This is a genomic window from Halomonas sp. DP8Y7-3, from assembly GCF_019801675.1.
Lineage (GTDB): Bacteria > Pseudomonadota > Gammaproteobacteria > Pseudomonadales > Halomonadaceae > Halomonas > Halomonas litopenaei_A.
On the sequence record NZ_JAHVIO010000004.1, the window covers coordinates 1 to 19,313 of the forward strand.

At 62.6% G+C, this 19,313-nt stretch carries 17 protein-coding genes; 13 read left to right on the plus strand and 4 right to left on the minus strand.

Translation table 11 applies throughout. The features are described from left to right. Positions 1–910 precede the first annotated feature (910 nt). The gene (tyrS, locus tag KUV86_RS05210; protein WP_222162491.1) at positions 911–2,113 is read right to left on the minus strand and encodes a tyrosine--tRNA ligase; all 1,203 of its coding nucleotides are present in this window, start codon (positions 2,111–2,113) and stop codon (positions 911–913) included. 174 nt (positions 2,114–2,287) lie between these two features. Here tyrS and KUV86_RS05215 point away from each other — a divergent pair, with 174 nt between their 5' ends. Next, positions 2,288–3,421 carry an anhydro-N-acetylmuramic acid kinase gene (locus KUV86_RS05215; protein ID WP_222238930.1) on the plus strand — a complete coding sequence of 378 codons (1,134 nt, stop codon included), beginning with the start codon at positions 2,288–2,290 and terminating at the stop codon, positions 3,419–3,421. Between the two features lie 72 nt (positions 3,422–3,493). Here KUV86_RS05215 and KUV86_RS05220 read toward each other — a convergent pair whose 3' ends face one another. Then, complete coding sequence (locus tag KUV86_RS05220) at positions 3,494–4,576, minus strand: type IV pilus twitching motility protein PilT (RefSeq protein WP_206943927.1); 1,083 nt, start codon at positions 4,574–4,576, stop codon at positions 3,494–3,496. A gap of 65 nt (positions 4,577–4,641) precedes the next feature. On the opposite strand from KUV86_RS05220, the gene KUV86_RS05225 reads away from it, so the two are divergent. The 7 genes from KUV86_RS05225 (at position 4,642) to KUV86_RS05255 (ending at position 10,595) form a co-directional block, all read left to right on the plus strand. Then, positions 4,642–5,337, plus strand: coding sequence for a YggS family pyridoxal phosphate-dependent enzyme (locus KUV86_RS05225; RefSeq protein WP_222483920.1), 696 nt, complete (start codon positions 4,642–4,644; stop codon positions 5,335–5,337). 129 nt (positions 5,338–5,466) lie between these two features. Then, positions 5,467–6,291, plus strand: coding sequence for a pyrroline-5-carboxylate reductase (gene proC, locus KUV86_RS05230; protein ID WP_222483926.1), 825 nt, complete (start codon positions 5,467–5,469; stop codon positions 6,289–6,291). Positions 6,292–6,311: 20 nt separating this feature from the next. After that, positions 6,312–6,905 (plus strand): YggT family protein, encoded by a 594-nt coding sequence (locus KUV86_RS05235; RefSeq protein ID WP_206943924.1) that lies wholly within the window; start codon positions 6,312–6,314, stop codon positions 6,903–6,905. Between the two features lie 55 nt (positions 6,906–6,960). After that, positions 6,961–8,136, plus strand: coding sequence for a homoserine O-acetyltransferase (locus KUV86_RS05240; RefSeq protein WP_222483928.1), 1,176 nt, complete (start codon positions 6,961–6,963; stop codon positions 8,134–8,136). Then, positions 8,126–8,722 carry a methionine biosynthesis protein MetW gene (gene metW / locus KUV86_RS05245; protein WP_206943922.1) on the plus strand — a complete coding sequence of 199 codons (597 nt, stop codon included), beginning with the start codon at positions 8,126–8,128 and terminating at the stop codon, positions 8,720–8,722. The genes KUV86_RS05240 and metW overlap by 11 nt, the downstream gene beginning before the upstream one ends. A 105-nt stretch (positions 8,723–8,827) precedes the next feature. Beyond that, complete coding sequence (locus tag KUV86_RS05250; RefSeq protein WP_206943921.1) at positions 8,828–9,271, plus strand: DUF4426 domain-containing protein; 444 nt, start codon at positions 8,828–8,830, stop codon at positions 9,269–9,271. Further along, the gene (locus KUV86_RS05255; protein WP_222483930.1) at positions 9,261–10,595 is read left to right on the plus strand and encodes a sigma factor; all 1,335 of its coding nucleotides are present in this window, start codon (positions 9,261–9,263) and stop codon (positions 10,593–10,595) included. The genes KUV86_RS05250 and KUV86_RS05255 overlap by 11 nt, the downstream gene beginning before the upstream one ends. A gap of 25 nt (positions 10,596–10,620) precedes the next feature. Here the strand turns inward: KUV86_RS05255 and sfsA are convergent, their stop codons facing one another. Both sfsA and KUV86_RS05265 read right to left on the minus strand, forming a co-directional pair. Further along, positions 10,621–11,379, minus strand: a complete 759-nt coding sequence (gene sfsA / locus KUV86_RS05260; protein WP_206943916.1) for a DNA/RNA nuclease SfsA — start codon at positions 11,377–11,379, stop codon at positions 10,621–10,623. After that, the gene (locus KUV86_RS05265) at positions 11,379–12,542 is read right to left on the minus strand and encodes a pyridoxal phosphate-dependent aminotransferase (RefSeq protein WP_222162485.1); all 1,164 of its coding nucleotides are present in this window, start codon (positions 12,540–12,542) and stop codon (positions 11,379–11,381) included. The genes sfsA and KUV86_RS05265 overlap by 1 nt, the downstream gene beginning before the upstream one ends. Positions 12,543–12,839: 297 nt before the next feature. Between KUV86_RS05265 and dksA the strand changes: the two genes are divergently transcribed. From dksA to KUV86_RS05290, 5 genes are all read left to right on the plus strand, one after another. Further along, positions 12,840–13,277: an RNA polymerase-binding protein DksA gene (gene dksA, locus KUV86_RS05270; protein WP_206943914.1), complete on the plus strand. Its 438-nt coding sequence runs from the start codon at positions 12,840–12,842 to the stop codon at positions 13,275–13,277. Positions 13,278–13,402: 125 nt separating this feature from the next. Next, entirely contained in the window at positions 13,403–14,305 is a 903-nt protein-coding gene (gene gluQRS, locus KUV86_RS05275; protein WP_206943912.1) for a tRNA glutamyl-Q(34) synthetase GluQRS, read from the plus strand. Positions 14,306–14,462: 157 nt separating this feature from the next. After that, a complete protein-coding gene (locus KUV86_RS05280; RefSeq protein ID WP_206943910.1) occupies positions 14,463–14,639 on the plus strand; it encodes a hypothetical protein in 177 nt (58 codons plus the stop codon). After that, positions 14,629–17,622 carry an ATP-binding protein gene (locus KUV86_RS05285; protein WP_222483931.1) on the plus strand — a complete coding sequence of 998 codons (2,994 nt, stop codon included), beginning with the start codon at positions 14,629–14,631 and terminating at the stop codon, positions 17,620–17,622. The genes KUV86_RS05280 and KUV86_RS05285 overlap by 11 nt, the downstream gene beginning before the upstream one ends. After that, complete coding sequence (locus KUV86_RS05290) at positions 17,600–18,997, plus strand: sigma-54-dependent transcriptional regulator (RefSeq protein ID WP_206943906.1); 1,398 nt, start codon at positions 17,600–17,602, stop codon at positions 18,995–18,997. The genes KUV86_RS05285 and KUV86_RS05290 overlap by 23 nt, the downstream gene beginning before the upstream one ends. Positions 18,998–19,313: the final 316 nt, after the last annotated feature.

Sequence of the window (19,313 nt, forward strand, 5' to 3'; positions counted from 1 at the left end):
CGTTCAATCTGAGCCATGATCAAACTCTTCAGTTTAAAGTCTGATAGTCCGTTAAGCGGACCAAACTTGGCTCAAGGTTCAAACGTCTCGTTTGACGAGTCGCTTGCCTTGATATTTCAGTGACATTGTCACTGACTCATCGGCAAGCGCCCACATGAATTACCTGATCAATTTTTAAAGAGCGTGCTCTTGGCTCTAGTGAGCTCAATGAGCGTCTCGCTGTTGCCGAGCGCTTTGCTCAGCGCCCTGCGAGGAAGGCGTATTCTACAGAATCGAAGCGTTTCGTCAAGCGCTTTCTTTTGCGTCCTGCAAGCGATGCTCGCAGACTTCAAAAGAGAGCGAAGCGTGCCTCAGCGCATCCAACGATGCCCTGTCGGCGACCCCGATCAAGTGGCGAGCATTTTACCGATTTCTCGTTACTCGTCAAGCAGTGATTTTTCCGAGAAGCTTCAGAAAGCCTTTTCAAATCAACTACTTTTACCACTCTTCACCGCCTGTGACGTTTGCTCGTCGCCGGCAGCGGATGCGTACTTTACGGATCTCGAGGCAGCTTGGCAATAGCCTGACGTAAAAAAAGTGAACAGCCCTCCCTGGCAACTTATCCACACCCAGGTCTTGCTCACTCCCTGTGGATGAACTACCCAGGCGGAAGAACAGCCTAAGCGGAAGAACCACCAGACACTATCTACCGCTACAGGAGCGTTGGTCGAACGTCTTCACTCTGCCTTACGAGACCTTCGGAGCGGTGGCCCCGGCGCCTCGCACTCCGGCCGGCAGGCCGAAATGACATCTGGCCATATCAGGCAGGTCCATAGCGTCGGTGGCGCAAGGCGTACTCTGCAAAAGCTACCAACGCACGACGCTCGCCATCGGCGAGCGTCGTGTACATCCACAGTCACACAGTGTGTGTTCAGCGCGTCAAGTTCACCTTGGCGTAACGCTTCTTGCCAGCCTGAATGACATAGCTCTTGCCGACCGCCAGCATGGTGTCCTTGGCCACCACGTCACCGTCGACTTTGACGCGGCCATTGCCCAGCATGTCCTTCGCCTGGGCACTGTTGTTGGCCAGACCTGAACGGTTCAGTACCGCGGCGATAGGCGCCTGCTCGCTGTCCTCGAAGCTCACCTCGACTTCAGGCAGGTCTTCAGGCAACTCACCTTCTGCCAACTGATTGCCGGCACTTCTGTGCGCGTTGGCAGCGGCTTCTTCGCCGTGATAGCGAGCGATCAGTTCGCGAGCCAGCTCCATCTTGATGTCACGAGGGTTGTCTCCGCGCTCGATACGCTGACGCAAGTCTTCAATCGCAGCGTTGTCCTTGAGCGACAGTAGCTCGAAATAGCGCCACATCAAGCTGTCAGGCATCGACACCAGCTTGTTGAACATCGCCCCGGGAGCCTCATCCACGCCAACATAGTTACCCAGTGACTTGGACATCTTCTGCACACCATCCAGCCCTTCCAGCAGCGGCATGGTGATCACGACTTGAGGCTCAAGTCCAAAATGCTTCTGGACCTCGCGCCCCATCAGCAGGTTGAACTTCTGGTCTGTCCCACCGAGCTCGATATCCGCCTTCAGCGCGACCGAGTCGTAGCCCTGTACCAGCGGATACAGAAACTCGTGCACGGAAATCGCCTGCCCACCCTTGTAGCGCTTCTCGAAGTCGTCTCGCTCGAGCATACGCGCCACCGTGGTCTGCCCGGCCAGCTCGATCATGTCGGCTGCACTCATCTGGGAGAACCACTCGGCATTGAAGCGCACTTCCGTCTTCTCGGGGTCGAGAATCTTGAAGACCTGCTCTTTATAGGTCTGAGCGTTAGCCTTGACCTCATCTTCAGTGAGAGGCTTGCGCGTCACGTTCTTGCCGGTCGGATCACCGATACGTCCAGTGAAGTCACCAATCAGGAAAATGACCTCGTGGCCCAGGTCCTGGAATTGGCGCATCTTGGTCAGCAGCACGCTATGACCAAGGTGAAGGTCAGGCGCAGTAGGATCGAAGCCCGCCTTGATCCGCAACTTGCGACCGGAGGCGAGCTTTTTCTTCAGCTCGTCTTCCAGAAGAATCTCGTGGGTGCCGCGCTGTATCAGCGCCAGGGCCTCGTCCACTTCGCTCATGGTATCCACTCCACTCCTCACTTCAGCTATGTCGGCCACCCCCTTGTGTCAGCGGGGCCCTTCATTCATGACCAAACAGCGGCGCGACGCCAACAGCAGGTTGCGCCAGCACCAGGTTTCAATAGTGGCGGCGATGTTACCATGAACCTTTCCAGCGGTTGAGACGACGACACCATGCAACGCTTCATCGGACTGATGTCAGGTACCAGCATGGACGGTATAGATGCCGCCATGGTGCACATAGATGACCAAGGCGAGCCTTCTCTGGAAGGAAGCCTGGGCCACCCCATGCCAGATGCTTTACGCCGTCAACTGTGGCAATTGGCCCATGCCGACTGCGTCGCCTTCGCCGACCTGGCCGCTGCCGAGGAAGCGTTCTGCCAGTGTCAGGCCGCCGCCGTCAGCGCGCTACTCAAGCAGCAAGGCTTGGTCGCCACCGATATTACCGCAATAGGCAGCCACGGCCAGACGATCGAACACGCACCCTACGGCCACGTTAGCGGCGCCCCGCCCTACACGCTGCAGCTCGACAATCCCAGCCGCCTGGCCGAGCTGACCCAATGTAGTGTTGTCGCCGATTTTCGTCGCCGCGACCTTGCCGCTGGCGGTCAGGCCGCTCCCCTTGCGCCCATCTTTCACCAGCAGGTCTTTCGCCATGACGAGCGCTGGCGCCTGGTGCTGAACCTTGGCGGCATCGCCAACCTGACCCTGCTTCCCCCGCTGACGTTGCAGGACGCCCCCTTGGGCTTTGACACAGGTCCCGCCAACGCCTTGCTCGATGCCTGGCACGAACGCCACCACCAGCAGCCGTTCGACGCCCAAGGATGCTGGGCGGCTGGTGGGACGGTAGACACAGAGCTGCTGGAGCGCTGGCTGGCGGAGCCTTACTTCCATCTGGCGCCTCCCAGAAGCACCGGTCGCGAGCTGTTCCATCTGGACTGGGCCGAGTCTCGTCTCAGCGGCCGTGAAACTGCCCAGGACGTTCAAGCCACGCTGGCTGAACTGACCGCCGCCAGTGTGGCCATGGGCATCGAGATGGCATGCCAGCAGCTCAATGCTCCTCGTGATATCGACCTCATCCCCTGCGGAGGTGGCGCGCGCAACACCGACCTGATGACCAGAATTGAACGGCGTCTACCGCAGGCCAGGGTCCTCGACAGCGACGCCCTGGGATGGCCCGCCGACTGGCTCGAGGCCGCAGCCTTCGCTTGGCTAGCCTATGCCAGGATTGAACACCTGGCCGGTAACTTGCCCTCTGTCACCGGCGCCAGCGGAGCGCGGGTGCTGGGCGGCATCTACTCACGCTGACGTCATACCGCTCCGAGGACGAGGGCATTTCCGCAGCAACAAGGAATGCCTCGTCCCGCCCCTCAGGCGGACTCAGGACCATCCGCCCCGCGGCTCACCCCAACTGCCAGCTGAGTCGCCCTGGGGTGCTAGCGACTCACGCGACAAACGCTGCGCCACCTCCCGAGACACATTGCCCTTCGCCACCAGTGTCGCCAGGTCGGCATCCAGGGTTTGCATGCCGGCCTGTCCGCCGGTCTGCATGGCCGAATACACCTGTGCCAGCTTGCCTTCACGAATCAAATGGCGGATGGCCTGGTTGACCAGCAGGATCTCTCGCGCGGCGACTCGCCCTCCCTGGGTGCCTGGCAACAAGGCTTGGGAAATGACGGCCTGCAATGACTCCGACAGCATGGCACGTACGGCATCCTTTTCGTCGCCTGGAAAGGTGTCGATAAGACGGTCGATCGTCTTCACCGCCGACGCCGTATGCAAGGTGGCAAACACCAAGTGGCCCGTCTCGGCAGCGGTCAGCGCCAGATGCGCTGTTTCTCGGTCGCGAATTTCTCCCACCAGAATCACATCGGGGTCTTCTCTGAGAGCACTGCGCAGCGCCACCGCAAAGCTCTGGGTATGACGGTGTACTTCCCTCTGTGACACCAACGAAAGCTGGCTCTGGTGGATAAACTCGATAGGGTCTTCGATGGTCAGGATGTGGTCGTGGCGATGTCGATTGATGTGATCAATCATGGCCGCCAGGGTCGTGCTCTTGCCGGAGCCGGTGGGGCCTGTCACCAGTACCAGGCCTCGTGGCAGCGCGGCCAATCGCTCGAAGACCTCCCCCATCCCCAGGTCACTCAAGCAGGGAACTCGATCAGGAATCGCCCTCAGTACCGCAGCAGCCCCTCGCTGATGCACAAAAGCGTTAACACGATAGCGCGACAGGCCCGGAATATGATGAGAGAAGTCCGCCTCCTGGGTGCGTGCGAACTGGTCGCGCACGTCGCTTGCCATGACCGCATCCAACAGGGACCTGACCAGCGCATCGTCAAGAGGCGGGCCGGGCAAACGACTCAGGACACCATGGACCCGCATCATGGGCGGCAACCCCGCGGACAGGTGCAGATCCGAGGCGCCCTGCTTTGCCGAGAGTGCCAGCAGTTCGGTAATATCCATGGGCTTACCAGGCTTTACGCCCTGATCCAGGGCAGGGAGCCCCACCATAGGACAGACCCAGGCCGATGACCACGACGATCACTGAATCCTTGATCTCAGCCCAAACACGCATGTTGCGGGCGCTTGAAGCGGCTCAGCGCGGGCCTGACGATGCCCTGTTGCTGGCTGTCAGCAAGACCAAGCCCGCCAGCATGATCCGCGAGGCCTATGAGCAGGGACAGCGCGATTTCGGCGAGAACTATCTGCAGGAAGCGCTGGAGAAGCAGAAGGCGCTGGAAGACTGTGACGCTATCTGCTGGCATTTCATCGGGCCGCTGCAGTCCAACAAGACACGTGACGTTGCCGAGCACTTTGCCTGGGTTCACAGCGTTGACCGCGTCAAGATCGCCAGACGCTTGAGCGAGCAGCGCCCTGCACACCTGCCGCCCCTGAACATCTGCTTGCAGGTCAACGTCAGCAACGAGCCGTCCAAGTCCGGCGTAGGCCTTGAGGATCTTCCCGAGCTGGCGGCGCAGGTCGCCGCCCTGCCCGGCCTACAGCTACGCGGGCTGATGACCATACCGGCCCCCTGCGACGACACCAAGGCCCAGCGCCAGCCCTTTCGACAGCTGGCATCGGCACTCGCTACGTTGCGCGAACAGCTGCCGCAAGCGCCACTTGATACCTTGTCCATGGGAATGAGCGCAGACCTGGAGGCCGCCATCGCAGAAGGCGCCACCATGGTCAGGCTGGGCACAGCCATCTTTGGCTCGCGCCAGTAGCGAACAGCAGCACAGGTCTCAGCCCCTGGACTGCGGCACGGCATCTGCATCGCTCGAGGTGTCGACAGCGGTTCCCACACCGGTTTCAACACCGGCACAAACATCGGCTCAACATCCAAGGAGCACCGCATGGCCCGTAACGTGACCTTCATCGGCGCCGGCAACATGGCAAGCGCGATCTTCGGCGGAATGGTCCACAGCGGCTATCCCGCCGACGCCATCACCGCCACCGCCACACGGGAGAGTACGCTTGCCCCCCTCGCCGACACCCTGGGCATTCGCACCACCACCGATAACATGGCCGCCATCGCGGATGCCGATGTGGTGGTGCTTTCGGTCAAGCCACAGATCATGCGACAGGTATGCGAGACTCTGAAAGACGGCATTCAAGCGAAAAAGCCGCTGATCATGTCGGTCGCCGCTGGCCTCAGCGCCGAGACCTTGGAACAATGGCTGGGTGGCGACCTGCCTGTCGTGCGCTGCATGCCCAACACTCCGTCGCTGGTCGGCAAGGGCGCCTCGGGGCTTTATGCCAACTCGCGCGTCACCGACGAACAACGCGACGCGGTCAGTGACTTGATGAGCGCTGTTGGTATCGTCGAGTGGGTCGATGAGGAGTCGCTACTGGAAGCCGTCACGGCGGTATCTGGCAGCGCTCCTGCGTACTTCTTCCTGATGTTCGAGGCGATGGAAGAAGCGGCCATCAAGCTGGGGCTCAATGCCGATGCTGCACGCCGACTCGCCATGCAGACCGCCTACGGTGCTGCCGCGATGGGCATGAGCAGTGACAAGCCCCCGGGTGAGCTCAAGCGCAACGTGATGTCGCCGGGCGGCACCACAGAAAAGGCCATAGAGCATCTCGAACAGGCAGGACTGCGGCAAGCGGTCGATGGCGCCATGCAGGCCTGCGCCCAGCGTGCCAAGGAAATGTCCGCCGAACTCGGCAAGAGTTAAACCAAGACGGAGGAGCCCACATGGGCAGTCAACTGGGAAATGCCGGCCTGCTGCTGGTCAACACCCTGATCAACATCTTCATGTTCCTGCTGATGCTGCGCTTTCTGCTGCAGGCATCACGGGCCGACTACTACAACCCGCTGAGCCAGTCGGTGGTCAAGATCACCCAGCCCGTCGTCCGCCCCTTTCAAAGCGTTCTTGGGCCGGTGATGGGGCGCTTTGACCTGGCGACGCTGGCGGCAGGCTTTCTGGTCAAGGTGATCAGTATCGTCATTCTGCTGCAGTTGGCTGGCGTGGGCATGCCCAACCTGGACGGACTTGCCATTGCCGGCGTTGCCGCCTTGGCCAGCGCCATTCTGAAGATCTATTTCTTCGCGCTGATCGTGATGATCATTCTAAGCTGGGTCGCGCCTAACGCCAGCCACCCCGGCGCGCTACTGGTGATGCAACTGGTCGAGCCGATCATGTCACCGGTCCGTCGCGTCATTCCGCCACTGGGAATGCTGGACCTGTCACCCATTGTGGTCTTCATCGGCATCAATCTGATCGATGGGATCGTGGTGGGCTCGCTGGTTCGCGCTGCCGGTATTTCCGGCATGCTGGTCGGTCTGTAGTACCGCAGACGTCAGGCCCACGACAACACCAACTTGCACTGGACACATACGACTGATGCCCGAGCCTACTCGCGATTCGGTCGGACTGGTGACGCCGCAAATGGCGCACTTCGACGACCCACTGCCGCTGGTCTGCGGCAAGACGCTCACGACCTATGATCTGATCTACGAGACCTACGGCACGCTCAATGAAGACCGCAGCAATGCGGTCCTCATCTGCCATGCCCTGTCAGGTCACCACCACGCAGCGGGATACCACGACGACAGCGACCGCAAGCCAGGATGGTGGGATGCCCACATTGGCCCCGGCAAGTCCATCGATACCGACCGTTTCTTCGTGATTTCGCTGAACAATCTCGGCGGCTGCCATGGCTCCACCGGTCCTTCCAGCATCAATCCGGAAACCGGTCAACGCTGGGGCCCCGACTTTCCCATGGTCACGGTATGCGACTGGGTCGACAGCCAGGCACGCCTTGCCGACCGCCTCGGTATCACCCGCTTCGCAGCCGTGGTAGGGGGTAGCCTGGGCGGCATGCAGGTACTGCAATGGTCGCTCGCCTATCCAGAGCGTATCGCCAATGCGGTCGTCATCGCCGCTACACCGAAACTGTCGGCACAGAATATCGCCTTCAACGAGGTGGCCCGGCAGGCCATCCGCTCTGACCCGGACTTTCATGACGGCCACTACGCTGATCATGACACGCTGCCACGCCGCGGCTTGAAGCTGGCGCGCATGGTGGGACATATCACCTACCTGTCGGAAGACGCCATGGGCTCGAAGTTCGGTCGAGACCTGCGCAGCGATGATCTCAATTTCGGCTTCGACGTCGAGTTTCAGGTGGAGTCCTACCTGCGCTATCAGGGCGACGCCTTTTCCACCTCGTTTGACGCCAACACCTACCTGCTGATGACCAAGGCCCTGGATTACTTTGATCCCGCCGCCCCCCACCAGGGCGAATTGGCCAAGGCGCTGGCCCCGGCTCAATGTCCCTTTCTGGTGGTCAGCTTCACCACCGACTGGCGCTTCCCGCCGTCGCGGTCGAAGGAGCTGGTCAACGCCCTGATTCGGGCCGGCAAATCGGTCAGCTTTGCCAATATCGACTCACCCCACGGTCACGATGCCTTCCTGATGCCGGAACCCCGCTATCAGGCGGTCTTCGCCGGGTTCATGCAGCGTGTCGCCAACGACCTTGGACTGACCTCCCGCCAGGAGAACGACAATGCGCTCTGACCTGACCTTGATCCACGGCTGGGTCCCCGAAGGGGCTCATGTGCTCGACCTGGCTTGCGGTGATGGCACGCTGCTCCACGCCCTGGCGCGTGACAAAGGCGTCTCCGGCTACGGCCTGGAGATTGACCCGGACGGCATCACCTCCTGCGTCGAGAAGGGCGTCAACGTCATCGAACAGAACCTGGACGATGGCTTGGCCAACTTCGAAGATGATGCCTGCGACCTAGTCATCATGACCCAGGCACTGCAGGCCCTGCGGCGGCCTGACCTGATGCTGGATGAGATGATGCGTGTGGCTCGAGAGTGCATCATTACCTTCCCCAACTTCGCCTACTGGCGCCATCGCGTGCACCTGGGGCTTCGCGGCTACATGCCGGTATCGAAGTCGCTGCCCCACGCCTGGTACGACACGCCCAACATTCACCTGTCCACCTTCAACGACTTCGAAGCGCTGTGCCGGGACAAGGGACTAACCATTATCGATCGCGCGGTCGGCATCAAGGATCACGAGGGTAGACGCCTGTCGCGGCTGTGGCCCAACCTGTTCGGAGAGATTGCCATTTTCCGCGTGACTCGCAACGACTGAGCCATCGCGGTACTGGGCTACTGTGGCACTGGGCTACTGTGGCACTGGGCTCGTGCGGCACTGAGCTAGCGCGACACGGAGCCACTGCGACATAAGGAGGCAAGCATGAAGGGCAGAGGCTGGCGTTACGCGGCAACCCTGGCACTGTTGTTGATCCTGACCACCACGGCAAGCGCTCAGCAGTTCGAGCGTTTTGGCGATGTCGAGGCTCACTACGGGGTGATGGCCAGCAATGCCCTGCCCGAGGAAGTGTCACGGCGTCTCGGTATCCAGCGCTCTCCTCACCAGGGCTTGATTACCCTGAGTGTGAGAGACGCTGATGGCGAGGCGCTGAACGTCGCGACGGAAGGTAGCGTCTCGGTGGTCGGCACCAGCCATGACACCCCTCTGGCCTTTCGTACCCTGCGCGAAGGTAACGGTATCTCGCGCTACGCCACCTTCAGCATCGACACCAGCGCCCCCATGCGTTTTCGCCTGCTGCTCCAGCTGGATCGCAACGCCGCTCCTGAAACCCTGAGCTTTGTACAACGGTTCTATCGTGACCAGTGATACTGACAAGCAACCTGCGCCGCCCGTAACAACAGCGTTAGGCGATGCCCTGAATGAGTGCGCTGCAGGCGCTACGCAGGGCCTCGAGTCCCTGGCGTGCCTGGTCGTTCCTCACCTCAGCGCCGTGTCCCAGCAGTTTCTCGAGACCGCCCAGGACGTGGAAGACGTCATTCATGACACCCTGGTCATTGCCTGGCATAACGTCTGGCGGTTCGAGCCTTCTCTCGAGTCGCCTCACCAGTGGCTGCTCAAGATTTTCGCCTCGCGCCTTGCCAGTCAATGCCAAGCCATCGCGGCGCCACCCACGCTCACCCAATGGCAGCTGGATGTGGATCAAGTGAGCCTGCCGGTGGCCCTGAGCCGGCCGCCATCGCCGTCGCCTGAGAGCCTGCTGGCGCTGTATCAGCAGCTTCCCCCGGTAGCGGTGGATAGCGCACTGAAAGCGCGGCTTTGCACGGCCATCAGCCTGCTGAATGCGGGGCGGGACATGCCTCTTACACCCAGCGGCGAACCGGCAGACCCCAGCCTGTTCGACCCCAGCCTCGGCCCACGCATGAGTCTGTCCAGGCTGGCGCAACGTGCCAAGGTTGTCGTCAACCGCTCGCTGACGCTGCCGATGGAGCAGCTAGCGCTGAGCGCCTGGCTCAACCAGGCACCCGGCAGCCAACGTATAGAGCAGCGGGGCTTGCCCCGTCGCGGCATCGAAGCTCGCTACGCCGATGCCCTGGATGTCAACGTGGATCCTCGCCGGCTGCTGCAGCACGTGCACTATCCGCGGTCCTTCCCCGACCGACGTCAACGCCATCGCATCAGCGACCAGCTGCTATGGGATGGGGACTGGGATATTCCCACCACCCATGCGTTGTCGAGCCGACGCATGCACTTTATCGCCGATATCTGGGAACACCGCCGCGCCCCCAGCGGCAGCCGCAGCTACCACCAATTGGCCGAGCGCCTGGCACGCGGCAAACCGGTCGCCTCTCACTCGGATGGCATGGTGCTGGATCGCCCGGAGAGAATTCTGGCCTACCTGCGCCGCTACCTGCTGTATATGGAGGCCATGGCCTGCTTTGGCTTTGACGCGGGGCTGGGCAAAGACCGGCTGGGGGCGGCCATCAACCGCCACGGGCATCTGGTCAAGATCAACAAGGGCCTGCATCGCATGGCCATGGCGCAGGTCATCGGCATACCTGAGGTACAGGTCAGAATCAGGGGCGTTCACCGTCACTGGTGGCAGCAGGTCACAGGCGATGCCCGCGGGTCCTCTGCGATAGAACGCTTTCTGGCGGCCCTGCCAGAGTGCCAGCCGGCTCCGTCACCATGACGCCAGCGAGACGCCCCAGCGTCGCCTAACGGGATTGCGGGTAGCGACCGTCGACACGCACCGGCAACGACGTGTCCAGCGACAGCGCCAGAGGCCTCCCCTGCTCATCCCGTGAGGCACAGATCCGATAGGCCAGCACTTCGACGCCAGTGCCTGTCACCCGTTGCAGGGTGCTGGCGTAGCCTGGGTCCAGGTGTTGTGCCGGCGCCACGTCATCGATGCCTTCATGGGCCACCAGGAACAGCAGCACCGCCCGTTCTCCCTGGGAGGCCAGCCGCGCCAGGGTCTCAAGGTGCTTGCGTCCGCGCTCGCTGACGGCGTCGGGAAAGTAACCATGCCCATCATCCTCGCGCAGCGTGACCTGCTTGACCTCGACGTAGCAGCGTGGGCGAGCCGGGTCATCCAGCCTGAAATCCAGGCGGGCATCCTCGATCTTGGCCTCACGCTTCAACTGGGCATAGCCCCTCAGCTCGACCACCTTCTCCTCGACCAATGCCTCCTCGACGATCCGGTTGGCGCGCCCGGTATGGACCGAGGCCAGTGACACTCCTGAGCCGCCGTCACCATCAGGCAGTTCGATCAGCTCCCAGGTCCAGGCCAGCTTGCGCGCCGGATTGTCGCTGGCCGACAGCCACACCCGAGCCCCAGGAACGTTCACGGCGCGCATCGACCCGGTGTTGGGACAATGCGCCACCACCTCTCGGCCATCATCGAGACGCACATCGGCCAGAAAACGCTTGTAGCGTCGAAGCAGGGTGCCCCCCACCAGCGGCGGATAGTCCATCAGCCGTGCCTCGCCAGAAAGCGCGACAGCCTCTCGACCGCCTCATGCAGGCGCGGAATCCCCGTGGTGAAAGCGATTCTGACATGATGCTCCCCCCCGCTCAGGGCAAAGTCGGTGCCTGGGGTAATGGCGACATTTTCCTCCTCCAGCAGACGCCGGCAGAAGGCTTCACTGTCGTGACTGTAGGCGGAAATATCCAGCCACAGATAAAACGCCCCCTGGGGAGGCAAAGAGGGTGCCAGCCCAAGCGTCGCCAGTCCCTTGAGCAAGGCATCACGCCGTTCGCCAAGCTCGCGCCGACGCTCCTCGAGCAATGCCAGACAGGACGGTGTGAAGGCCGCCAGCGCAGCATGTTGTGCCGGCGTAGACGCCGCCAGAAAGACATTCTGCGCCAATCGTGTCAGCGGCTCCACGGCCGACTCAGGCGCGACCAACCACCCCAGGCGCCAGCCGGTCATGCCGAAGTACTTGGAGAAGCTGTTGACCACGAAGGCTCGATCCGTCAGCGAGGTCACCGATTGCGGCGCTACGCCATAGTTGAGCCCCTGGTAGATCTCATCGACCAACAGCTCCCCGCCCCGCTCGGCAACGCAGCTCACCACGTCCGCCAGCGCCTGCCGATCAAGCACGTGGCCAGTAGGATTGGAGGGGGATGCCAGCATGGCCAGCCGCGTCGACGTCTGCCAATGGCGCTCTACCAGAGCGGCATTCAGCTGCCACGCGCTATCGGGGCCTACAGGCACCGCATCGACCTCTGCGCCAGCCAACGCCATGAAGTGCCGGTTGCAGGGATAGTTAGGGTCTGCCATCAACACCCGATCTCCAGCCCCCGCCAGCAGCTGACTGGCCAGCAGCAGGGCCCCGGAAGCCCCCGGGGTCACAATGATGCGCTGCGGTGAGACCTCGGCCGCAAACTGCTCGGCATAGTGCTGGGCGATCGCCTCCCGCAGGGCGGGAATGCCGGTGGCAGGGGTGTAGCGGGTATGGCCTTGCTCGAGCGCTCGGGCGCCGGCCTCGCGTATCGGCGCAGGCGTCTCGAAATCCGGCTCACCGACCTCAAGGTGAATCACATCCTCTCCGGCGGCTTCACGCTGCTGTGCCAACTCAAGCAAACGCATCACGCGAAACGGCGCTACACCCTCGACCCGGGCATTCCAGCTCATTATGACGTCTCCAACAAGGGGGTTGCTGGCGAACCTGGGCAACTTCCCATGGTCCAACTCACATATTGAAACATGGAATCACGGCGCCGTCCGTCGCCACCTCCCCACCGCCAAAAAACAGGGCTTCCTTGTCCTGATCGAGAAACCCCTAAGACTTTGGGCACAAAACCGGCGGACAGCGCTCAAAAGTGTTGCACTCAGGCTAAATATCAGCTAAACAACCTTCCCTTTGGCGTGAGATACCTTAGCCTTGCGTGGGGTATTGATCAGCAGTCACTAAAGTAATGAGGCAATCCCATGCCAGTTGCACAGAAGAAGCCGGAAGCGCCCAAGAAGTTCATCCCGTACGAGCCGGCCGCGGGCGAAGAGTACATGAACGAGAAGCAGCTCGAGCACTTCCGACAGATCCTGCTGGGCTGGAAGCAGGAGCTGATGGAAGAGGTTGATCGCACCGTTCGTCATCTGCAGGAAGAAGCCAACAATTACGCCGATCCTGCCGACCGGGCTACCCAGGAGGAAGGCTTCAGCCTTGAACTCCGTACCCGCGACCGCGAGCGCAAGCTGCTGAAGAAAATCAACGAAACCCTCGAAGCGATCGACGAGGACGACTACGGCTTCTGTGAGGCCTGCGGCGTCGAAATCGGCATCCGCCGCCTCGAGGCCCGTCCGACCGCCACCCTGTGCGTCGACTGCAAGACACTGGCCGAGCTCAAGGAAAAACAGCTCGGCGGCTGACCCTACCCGGGCCGGTCCCTTCGCCAAGCGGGCACCTGCGGGTGCCCGCTTGCGTATCTGCCGAACGCGACGTGCCGCGCTCACGCTATCCCTCTCGCCCTTCACTCGACCAGGGTTAATGCTCCATGCCCCACGTCCACGGTCGCTTTGCCCCCACACCTTCAGGCCCACTGCATGCGGGCTCACTCGTCGCAGCCGTCGCCAGCTACCTGGATGCACGTCATCAGGCAGGGCGCTGGAGTCTGCGGATCGAGGACGTTGACCCACCGCGCTGTCCGGCTGGCGCTGCCGACACCATCCTCAGGCAGCTGGAAGCCTTTGGCCTCGAGTGGGACGGCGAGGTTCGCTATCAGAGCCAGCGTGATCACGCCTATGAGGCCGCGCTTGCCAGACTTACCCAGCAGGGCATGGCCTACCGCTGCAGCTGTTCGCGTCGCCAATGGCGAGATTACGGGATCTACCCAGGCTGGTGCCGCCAAGGCACTCGACGCCCCGACATCGCCTGTGCCTGGCGGCTGCGCAGTGATCTGGGCGCGCGCCCTGTCAGCTGGCAGGACCGTGTTCAGGGCTATCAGCGCTTCGACCCCGCAGCGCTGGGCGATGTGGTGCTCAAGCGCAAGGATGGCCTGTGGGCCTACCAGCTCGCGGTGGTAGTGGATGATATCGACCAAGGCATCAGCGACGTGGTGCGCGGCCTGGACCTGCTGGACAACACCCCGTGGCAGCTCCAGCTCTATCTGGCTCTGGGGGTTGAGCCGCCGAGCTATCTTCACCTGCCGCTGGTAATGGGGCAGGATGGGCAGAAGCTGTCCAAACAGAACCTGGCCAAGCCGCTACCTGATACTGAGCGCGAGATTCGCCAGCTGCTGTACGCCACCCTGGCCTGCCTGGGCCAACGCCCTGACCCGGCCTCACGCTCAGCGCCGGTGGCCGAACAGCTCGTCAGCGCCTGCAGGGCATGGCGCCCTGACGCCATGGTGACGCATGCCATATCCGCTGATCTGCTGGGTGTGACAGCGTCCGAGTAACGGTGGCCACGCGCGGGCACGGGGACGGGCACACCCTGGACCTGAAGGCGAGTGCTCAGAGGAGAGTGCTCAGAAGAGAGTGCTCAGGGTTCAGGGCTCGGCGCTATGGGCCTGATCCGTGCAGCGCATCGCCCATTGCCGGGACGGAGAGACTAACGTGTACGTCTATCGCGTCATGCTGTTGCTGGTGTTTTGTGGCTATTTGCTGTCCCCTTTGCTAATGACCGGCTGGGGCCAACAGGGCAGTGCCTGGTACCGCCCGTTTCTCATCTGGGGTGTGCTGATCGCCTTGACCCTGTGGCTGGAGCAGAAACGGGCCCTGGATGAACGCTGAAGCTGCCGCCGTCACGCTACTGGGTCTCGGCTATCTGGTGGTGCTGTTTGCCGTCGCTACCGCAGTAGAACGCCACTGGGTTCCCGCCGGCTGGAGTCGAAGCCCCCTCGTCGGCATTCTCGCCCTGGGGGTCTACGCCAATGCCTGGGCCTTGGCGGGAAGCATCGGTGTCGCCTGGCAGTGGGGCTACGGCTATCTGGCATATTCGCTTGGGGCCGCCGGCAGCTTTCTGCTCGCCCCTGTGCTGCTGGTCCCGCTGCAGCGCCTGGCACGCACCCATCAGTTGTCGTCCCTGGCCGACCTGTTTGCCTTTCGCTTTCGCTCACGCTGGGTCGGTACCAGCGTCACGCTATTAAGCCTGACCGCCGCCATGCCGTTGGTGGCCATGCAGGCGCAGGCCATGGGACAAGCCATCCAGCATGTCACCGCAGCGGCCCCCGCCTGGCTACTCTCACTGTGCTTTTGCGCGATTATCACGCTGTTCGCGATTCTTTTCGGTGCCCGTCACACCCACGCGCACCGCAGATACGATGGTCTCACCGCTGCCATGGCGGTCGAATCGCTGATCAAGCTGGCCGCCTTCCTCGCGCTCGGGGCCTATGCGCTGTATACCATTTTTTCCGGTCCAGGGGAGCTGGAACAGTGGCTATCAGGCCCGGCTGCCGACCTGCAGCAGGCGCACCAGCTGGATGCTGCCCAGTGGCGAACCCTGCTGCTGCTGTTCTTTGGCTCCGCCCTGTTGATGCCCCACATGTTCCATATCAGCTTCGCTCGGCCGCTGAGTCGCCGCACTCTGCTGGCGGCAGGCTGGGGAGTGCCACTGCTGCTACTGCTGCTGGCCCTGCCGGTGCCACTGATCCTGTGGGGCGCACAGCGGCTGGGAGTCGCCGATAGCGCTCAGACCGCCACCTACGCCATCTTCGCACTGTCCACATCACCGAGCGTGCAGGCGATAGCGTTCATTGCATTGCTGGCCGCTACCTGCGGCACGCTGATTCTCACCGCACTGGCCCTGGCCGGAATGATGCTCAACCATCTGGCCTTGATCGCCCACCCCCCGGTGGAACAGCCCGATCTCTACCGTCGCCTGCGATGGTTAAGACGCGCCCTGATTGCCACCGTGATTCTCGCAGGGTGGGGCTTCTCTCAGGCGGTCGATGCCTCCACCGAACTGACACGTCTGGGCCTGGTCTCGGTGATTGGTATGGCCCAATGCCTGCCTGGTCTGCTGGCGCTGCTGTACTGGCCGGGAGCCAACCGCAAGGGTGTGATGACGGGGCTCGGGCTGGGTACCCTGGTATGGTGCCTGGGGCTATGGCTGCCCTTGATTACCCCGCTGCCCCCCTTGCTGGCACCGCTTGACCTCCTGCTGAGTCTGCTGGGTAGCGACAGCCTTGCCCCTCTACCCGATTGGTATCAGGTATCGCTGACCTCGCTGGGGCTCAATGCCCTGAGCCTGATTCTGGTGTCCCTGGCCTCGTCCACGTCCCCACAGGAGCGTGCCGCTGCCGAAGCCTGCTCGGTCGATGCGGTCATTCGCCACAAGCGGCTGCCGCTGTCCATCGCCGATGGTGATGACGCCAAGAAGCGCCTGGCTAGCGCCCTGGGTGAAGACGTCGCCGAGCGCGAGGTCAACCAGGCCCTGGCCAGCCTGCGTCTGTCGGCCAATGACGCCAGGCCCTACGCCCTGAGACGACTGCGCGAGCGGATCCAGGCCAATCTCTCGGGCCTGATGGGGCCATCGATTGCCCAGGATATCGTCGATCACTACCTTCCCTACCGCCATGATGGCCCCCCGGCCCGGGAGGATATCCACTTCGTCGAACACCGGCTGGAGGCCTACCGTTCGCGCCTTACCGGCATGGCCCGTGAGCTGGACGAGCTGCGTCGTCATCACCGCCACATGCTGGCCCGACTTCCGGTTGGTCTGTGCGCCTTCGGCGACGATGACGAGATCCTGATGTGGAACGACGCCCTCAGCGAGCTCACCGGCATTGCAGGAGAAGAGGTGGTCGGGGCGCACCGGGCAGCCCTGCCGACACCCTGGAACACGCTGCTTGGGGACGTGCTGGCAGGACAGCGTGAACGGGTCTATCACCACGCCATGACGCTGCCCCAGGGCGAACGCTACATCAGCCTGCTTCGGGCCCGTCTGGATACCGAGGCTCCCGCGGATAGCGCCGGTGGCACCGTCATTCTGGTAGAAGACCACAGCGAGATGAAATGGCTGGAAAACGAGCTGATCCATGCCGCCCGTCTGGCGTCCATCGGGCAGATGTCCGCGGGGGTCGCCCACGAGATCGGCAATCCAATCACCGGAATTTCCTCACTGGCACAGAATTTGCGCTACGACACCTCGGACCCTCACGTGCTGGAGACGGCCCAACAGATTCAGGTGCTGACCGAACGCGTCTCGCGAATCGTCGGCTCGCTGGTGGGGTTTGCCCACGGCGGCAGACATGTCGGCGGCAACGCATTCACTACGGTGTCAGCCAGGGAGTTGGCCGACCAGGCGCTGCACCTGCTTCGCCTGTCCCGCCCCGACGCCACCCTGGCGCACGCCAATCGTTGCGCCCCGCACGTCGAGGTGTATGGCGACCAGCAACGCCTGTTACAGGTATTGGTCAACCTGCTCACCAATGCCTGCGATGCCTGCCCCACCACCGACAGCATCTTCATCGATGCAGGCCAGGGTGAAGAAGGTCCGTGGCTGAGCGTGACCGACGCCGGACCAGGGATCGATCCGAAGATCCGCGCACGCCTGTTCGAACCGTTCGCCACCACCAAGCCTCCCGGCCAGGGGACCGGCCTGGGGCTTGCGCTGGTCGTCAGCATCGTCGCCGAACATGACGGCAAGGTAGAGGTCATATCGCCTCTGCCAGGGCAGGCCAGAGGGACCCGAATTCAGGTATGGTTGTGTTCACCCGTTGTCCATCGATCCGCCCAGGACGCCGCACCCCATGAGCCGAATCCTGATCGTTGAAGACGAAGCCATCATCCGCTCCGCTCTGCATCGCCTGCTGGAGCGACATGACCACCACGTCGAGGAGTCCGACTCGGTCGAACAGGCCCAGCAGCGCGACTTGCAGGCCTATGACCTGATCATCAGCGACCTGCGCCTGCCTGGAGCCCCCGGCACCGAGCTGATTGCCCTGGCCTCGCCATGCCCGGTGCTGATCATGACCAGCTACGCCAGCATGCGCTCCGCCGTGGAGGCCCTGAAACAAGGCGCTGTCGACTACGTGGCCAAGCCGTTCGATCATGATGAGCTGCTGGAAACCGTTGCCCGCATCCTCCACCGCCAGTCCAGCCAGCGCAGCAGTCCGCCCGCGGTTGCCGACGAGGCGGGCCAGCGGCGCACCATGATCGGCAACTGCCCTGCCATGCAGACGGTCTATACCCGTATCCGCAAGACCGCACCAGCGGACGTCACGGTACTGATCCTGGGCGAATCCGGGACCGGCAAGGAATTGGTCGCCCGGGCACTGCACCAGCAGAGCCGGCGTGCCAACGCGCCGCTCATCTGCGTCAACTGCGCAGCGATTCCTGAAACGCTGATCGAGTCGGAGCTGTTTGGCCACGAAAAAGGGGCCTTTACCGGCGCCAGCGCAGCCCGCACCGGCCTGGTTGAAGCCGCCCATGGCGGCACCCTGTTTCTGGACGAGATTGGCGAGCTGCCCCTGGATGCCCAGGCGCGCCTGCTCAGGGTGCTGCAAGAAGGAGAGATTCGCCGCATCGGTTCGGTGGAGACCCGGCACGTGGACGTGCGGCTTGTCGCAGCGACCCATCGCGACCTGCGGGCGCTGTCGCGAAGCGGTGACTTCCGGCTCGACCTGTACTACCGCCTCAATGTGATGCAGATCGACCTTCCTCCGCTGAGGGAGCGCGAGGACGATATCCTCGAGATCGCCGATGCCCTGCTGGCGAAGACCTGCAAGCGTCATGCGAGGGAGGAGCTGAGATTATCGCGTGCCGCACGCCGGGATATCGCGGACTACCCCTGGCCAGGCAATGTCAGGGAACTGGAAAACGCCCTGGAAAGAGGGGTCATCTTGGCCGAGGGCCAGCTGATCCATCCAGATGACCTGGGCCTTGCCATGCCCGTCACACCCCGCTCGCTTGCCGATCCCCTGCCGACGGCGGCCAACCTGGCGGAGCATGACGTCGCGCGCAGCGACGCCCAGAGTGACGCCGACGACCTGTCGCTGGAAAACTACTTTCAGCACTTTGTGCTGGAGCACCAGGACCAGATGAACGAGACCGAGCTCGCCAACAAGCTGGGCATCTCTCGCAAATGCCTGTGGGAAAGGCGTCAACGGCTCGGTATACCTCGAAAGCGCCCTGCTCGACGCCAGTGATGACCAGCGTACGCTCCAGGTGACGCCTTCCTTCAGCGCTGGAGGCAACGCCGTGGCGTTCTCTTCTTGGCGCCCGATGCCGCGCCGCTCTCTTCCTGGCGCCCGACGCCGCGCCGTTCTCTACTTGGCGCCCGATGCTGCGCCTCCCTCTTCCTGGCGCCCGACGCTCTCTACCCGGCGCGCGATGCCGCGCCTAATGGGCTTTCATCGGCGCCAGACACTCCACTGCCAGCATGTCGCTGATCTCCTGTCATGCCCCCTGCTTTGGTTCATTCGACCATGGTGCAAGTGTCTGTAGCGATCAATACAGGCATTG

Bases quoted from the DNA above. Each gene is read 5' to 3' on its own strand.
- tyrS (WP_222162491.1), bottom strand. From the start codon at position 2,113: ATGAGCGAAGTGGACGAGGCCCTGGCGCTGATACAGCGCGGCACCCAC.
- KUV86_RS05215 (WP_222238930.1), top strand. From the start codon at position 2,288: ATGCAACGCTTCATCGGACTGATGTCAGGTACCAGCATGGACGGTATA.
- KUV86_RS05220 (WP_206943927.1), bottom strand. From the start codon at position 4,576: ATGGATATTACCGAACTGCTGGCACTCTCGGCAAAGCAGGGCGCCTCG.
- KUV86_RS05225 (WP_222483920.1), top strand. From the start codon at position 4,642: ATGACCACGACGATCACTGAATCCTTGATCTCAGCCCAAACACGCATG.
- proC (WP_222483926.1), top strand. From the start codon at position 5,467: ATGGCCCGTAACGTGACCTTCATCGGCGCCGGCAACATGGCAAGCGCG.
- KUV86_RS05235 (WP_206943924.1), top strand. From the start codon at position 6,312: ATGGGCAGTCAACTGGGAAATGCCGGCCTGCTGCTGGTCAACACCCTG.
- KUV86_RS05240 (WP_222483928.1), top strand. From the start codon at position 6,961: ATGCCCGAGCCTACTCGCGATTCGGTCGGACTGGTGACGCCGCAAATG.
- metW (WP_206943922.1), top strand. From the start codon at position 8,126: ATGCGCTCTGACCTGACCTTGATCCACGGCTGGGTCCCCGAAGGGGCT.
- KUV86_RS05250 (WP_206943921.1), top strand. From the start codon at position 8,828: ATGAAGGGCAGAGGCTGGCGTTACGCGGCAACCCTGGCACTGTTGTTG.
- sfsA (WP_206943916.1), bottom strand. From the start codon at position 11,379: ATGGACTATCCGCCGCTGGTGGGGGGCACCCTGCTTCGACGCTACAAG.
- KUV86_RS05265 (WP_222162485.1), bottom strand. From the start codon at position 12,542: ATGAGCTGGAATGCCCGGGTCGAGGGTGTAGCGCCGTTTCGCGTGATG.
- dksA (WP_206943914.1), top strand. From the start codon at position 12,840: ATGCCAGTTGCACAGAAGAAGCCGGAAGCGCCCAAGAAGTTCATCCCG.
- gluQRS (WP_206943912.1), top strand. From the start codon at position 13,403: ATGCCCCACGTCCACGGTCGCTTTGCCCCCACACCTTCAGGCCCACTG.
- KUV86_RS05285 (WP_222483931.1), top strand. From the start codon at position 14,629: ATGAACGCTGAAGCTGCCGCCGTCACGCTACTGGGTCTCGGCTATCTG.
- KUV86_RS05290 (WP_206943906.1), top strand. From the start codon at position 17,600: ATGAGCCGAATCCTGATCGTTGAAGACGAAGCCATCATCCGCTCCGCT.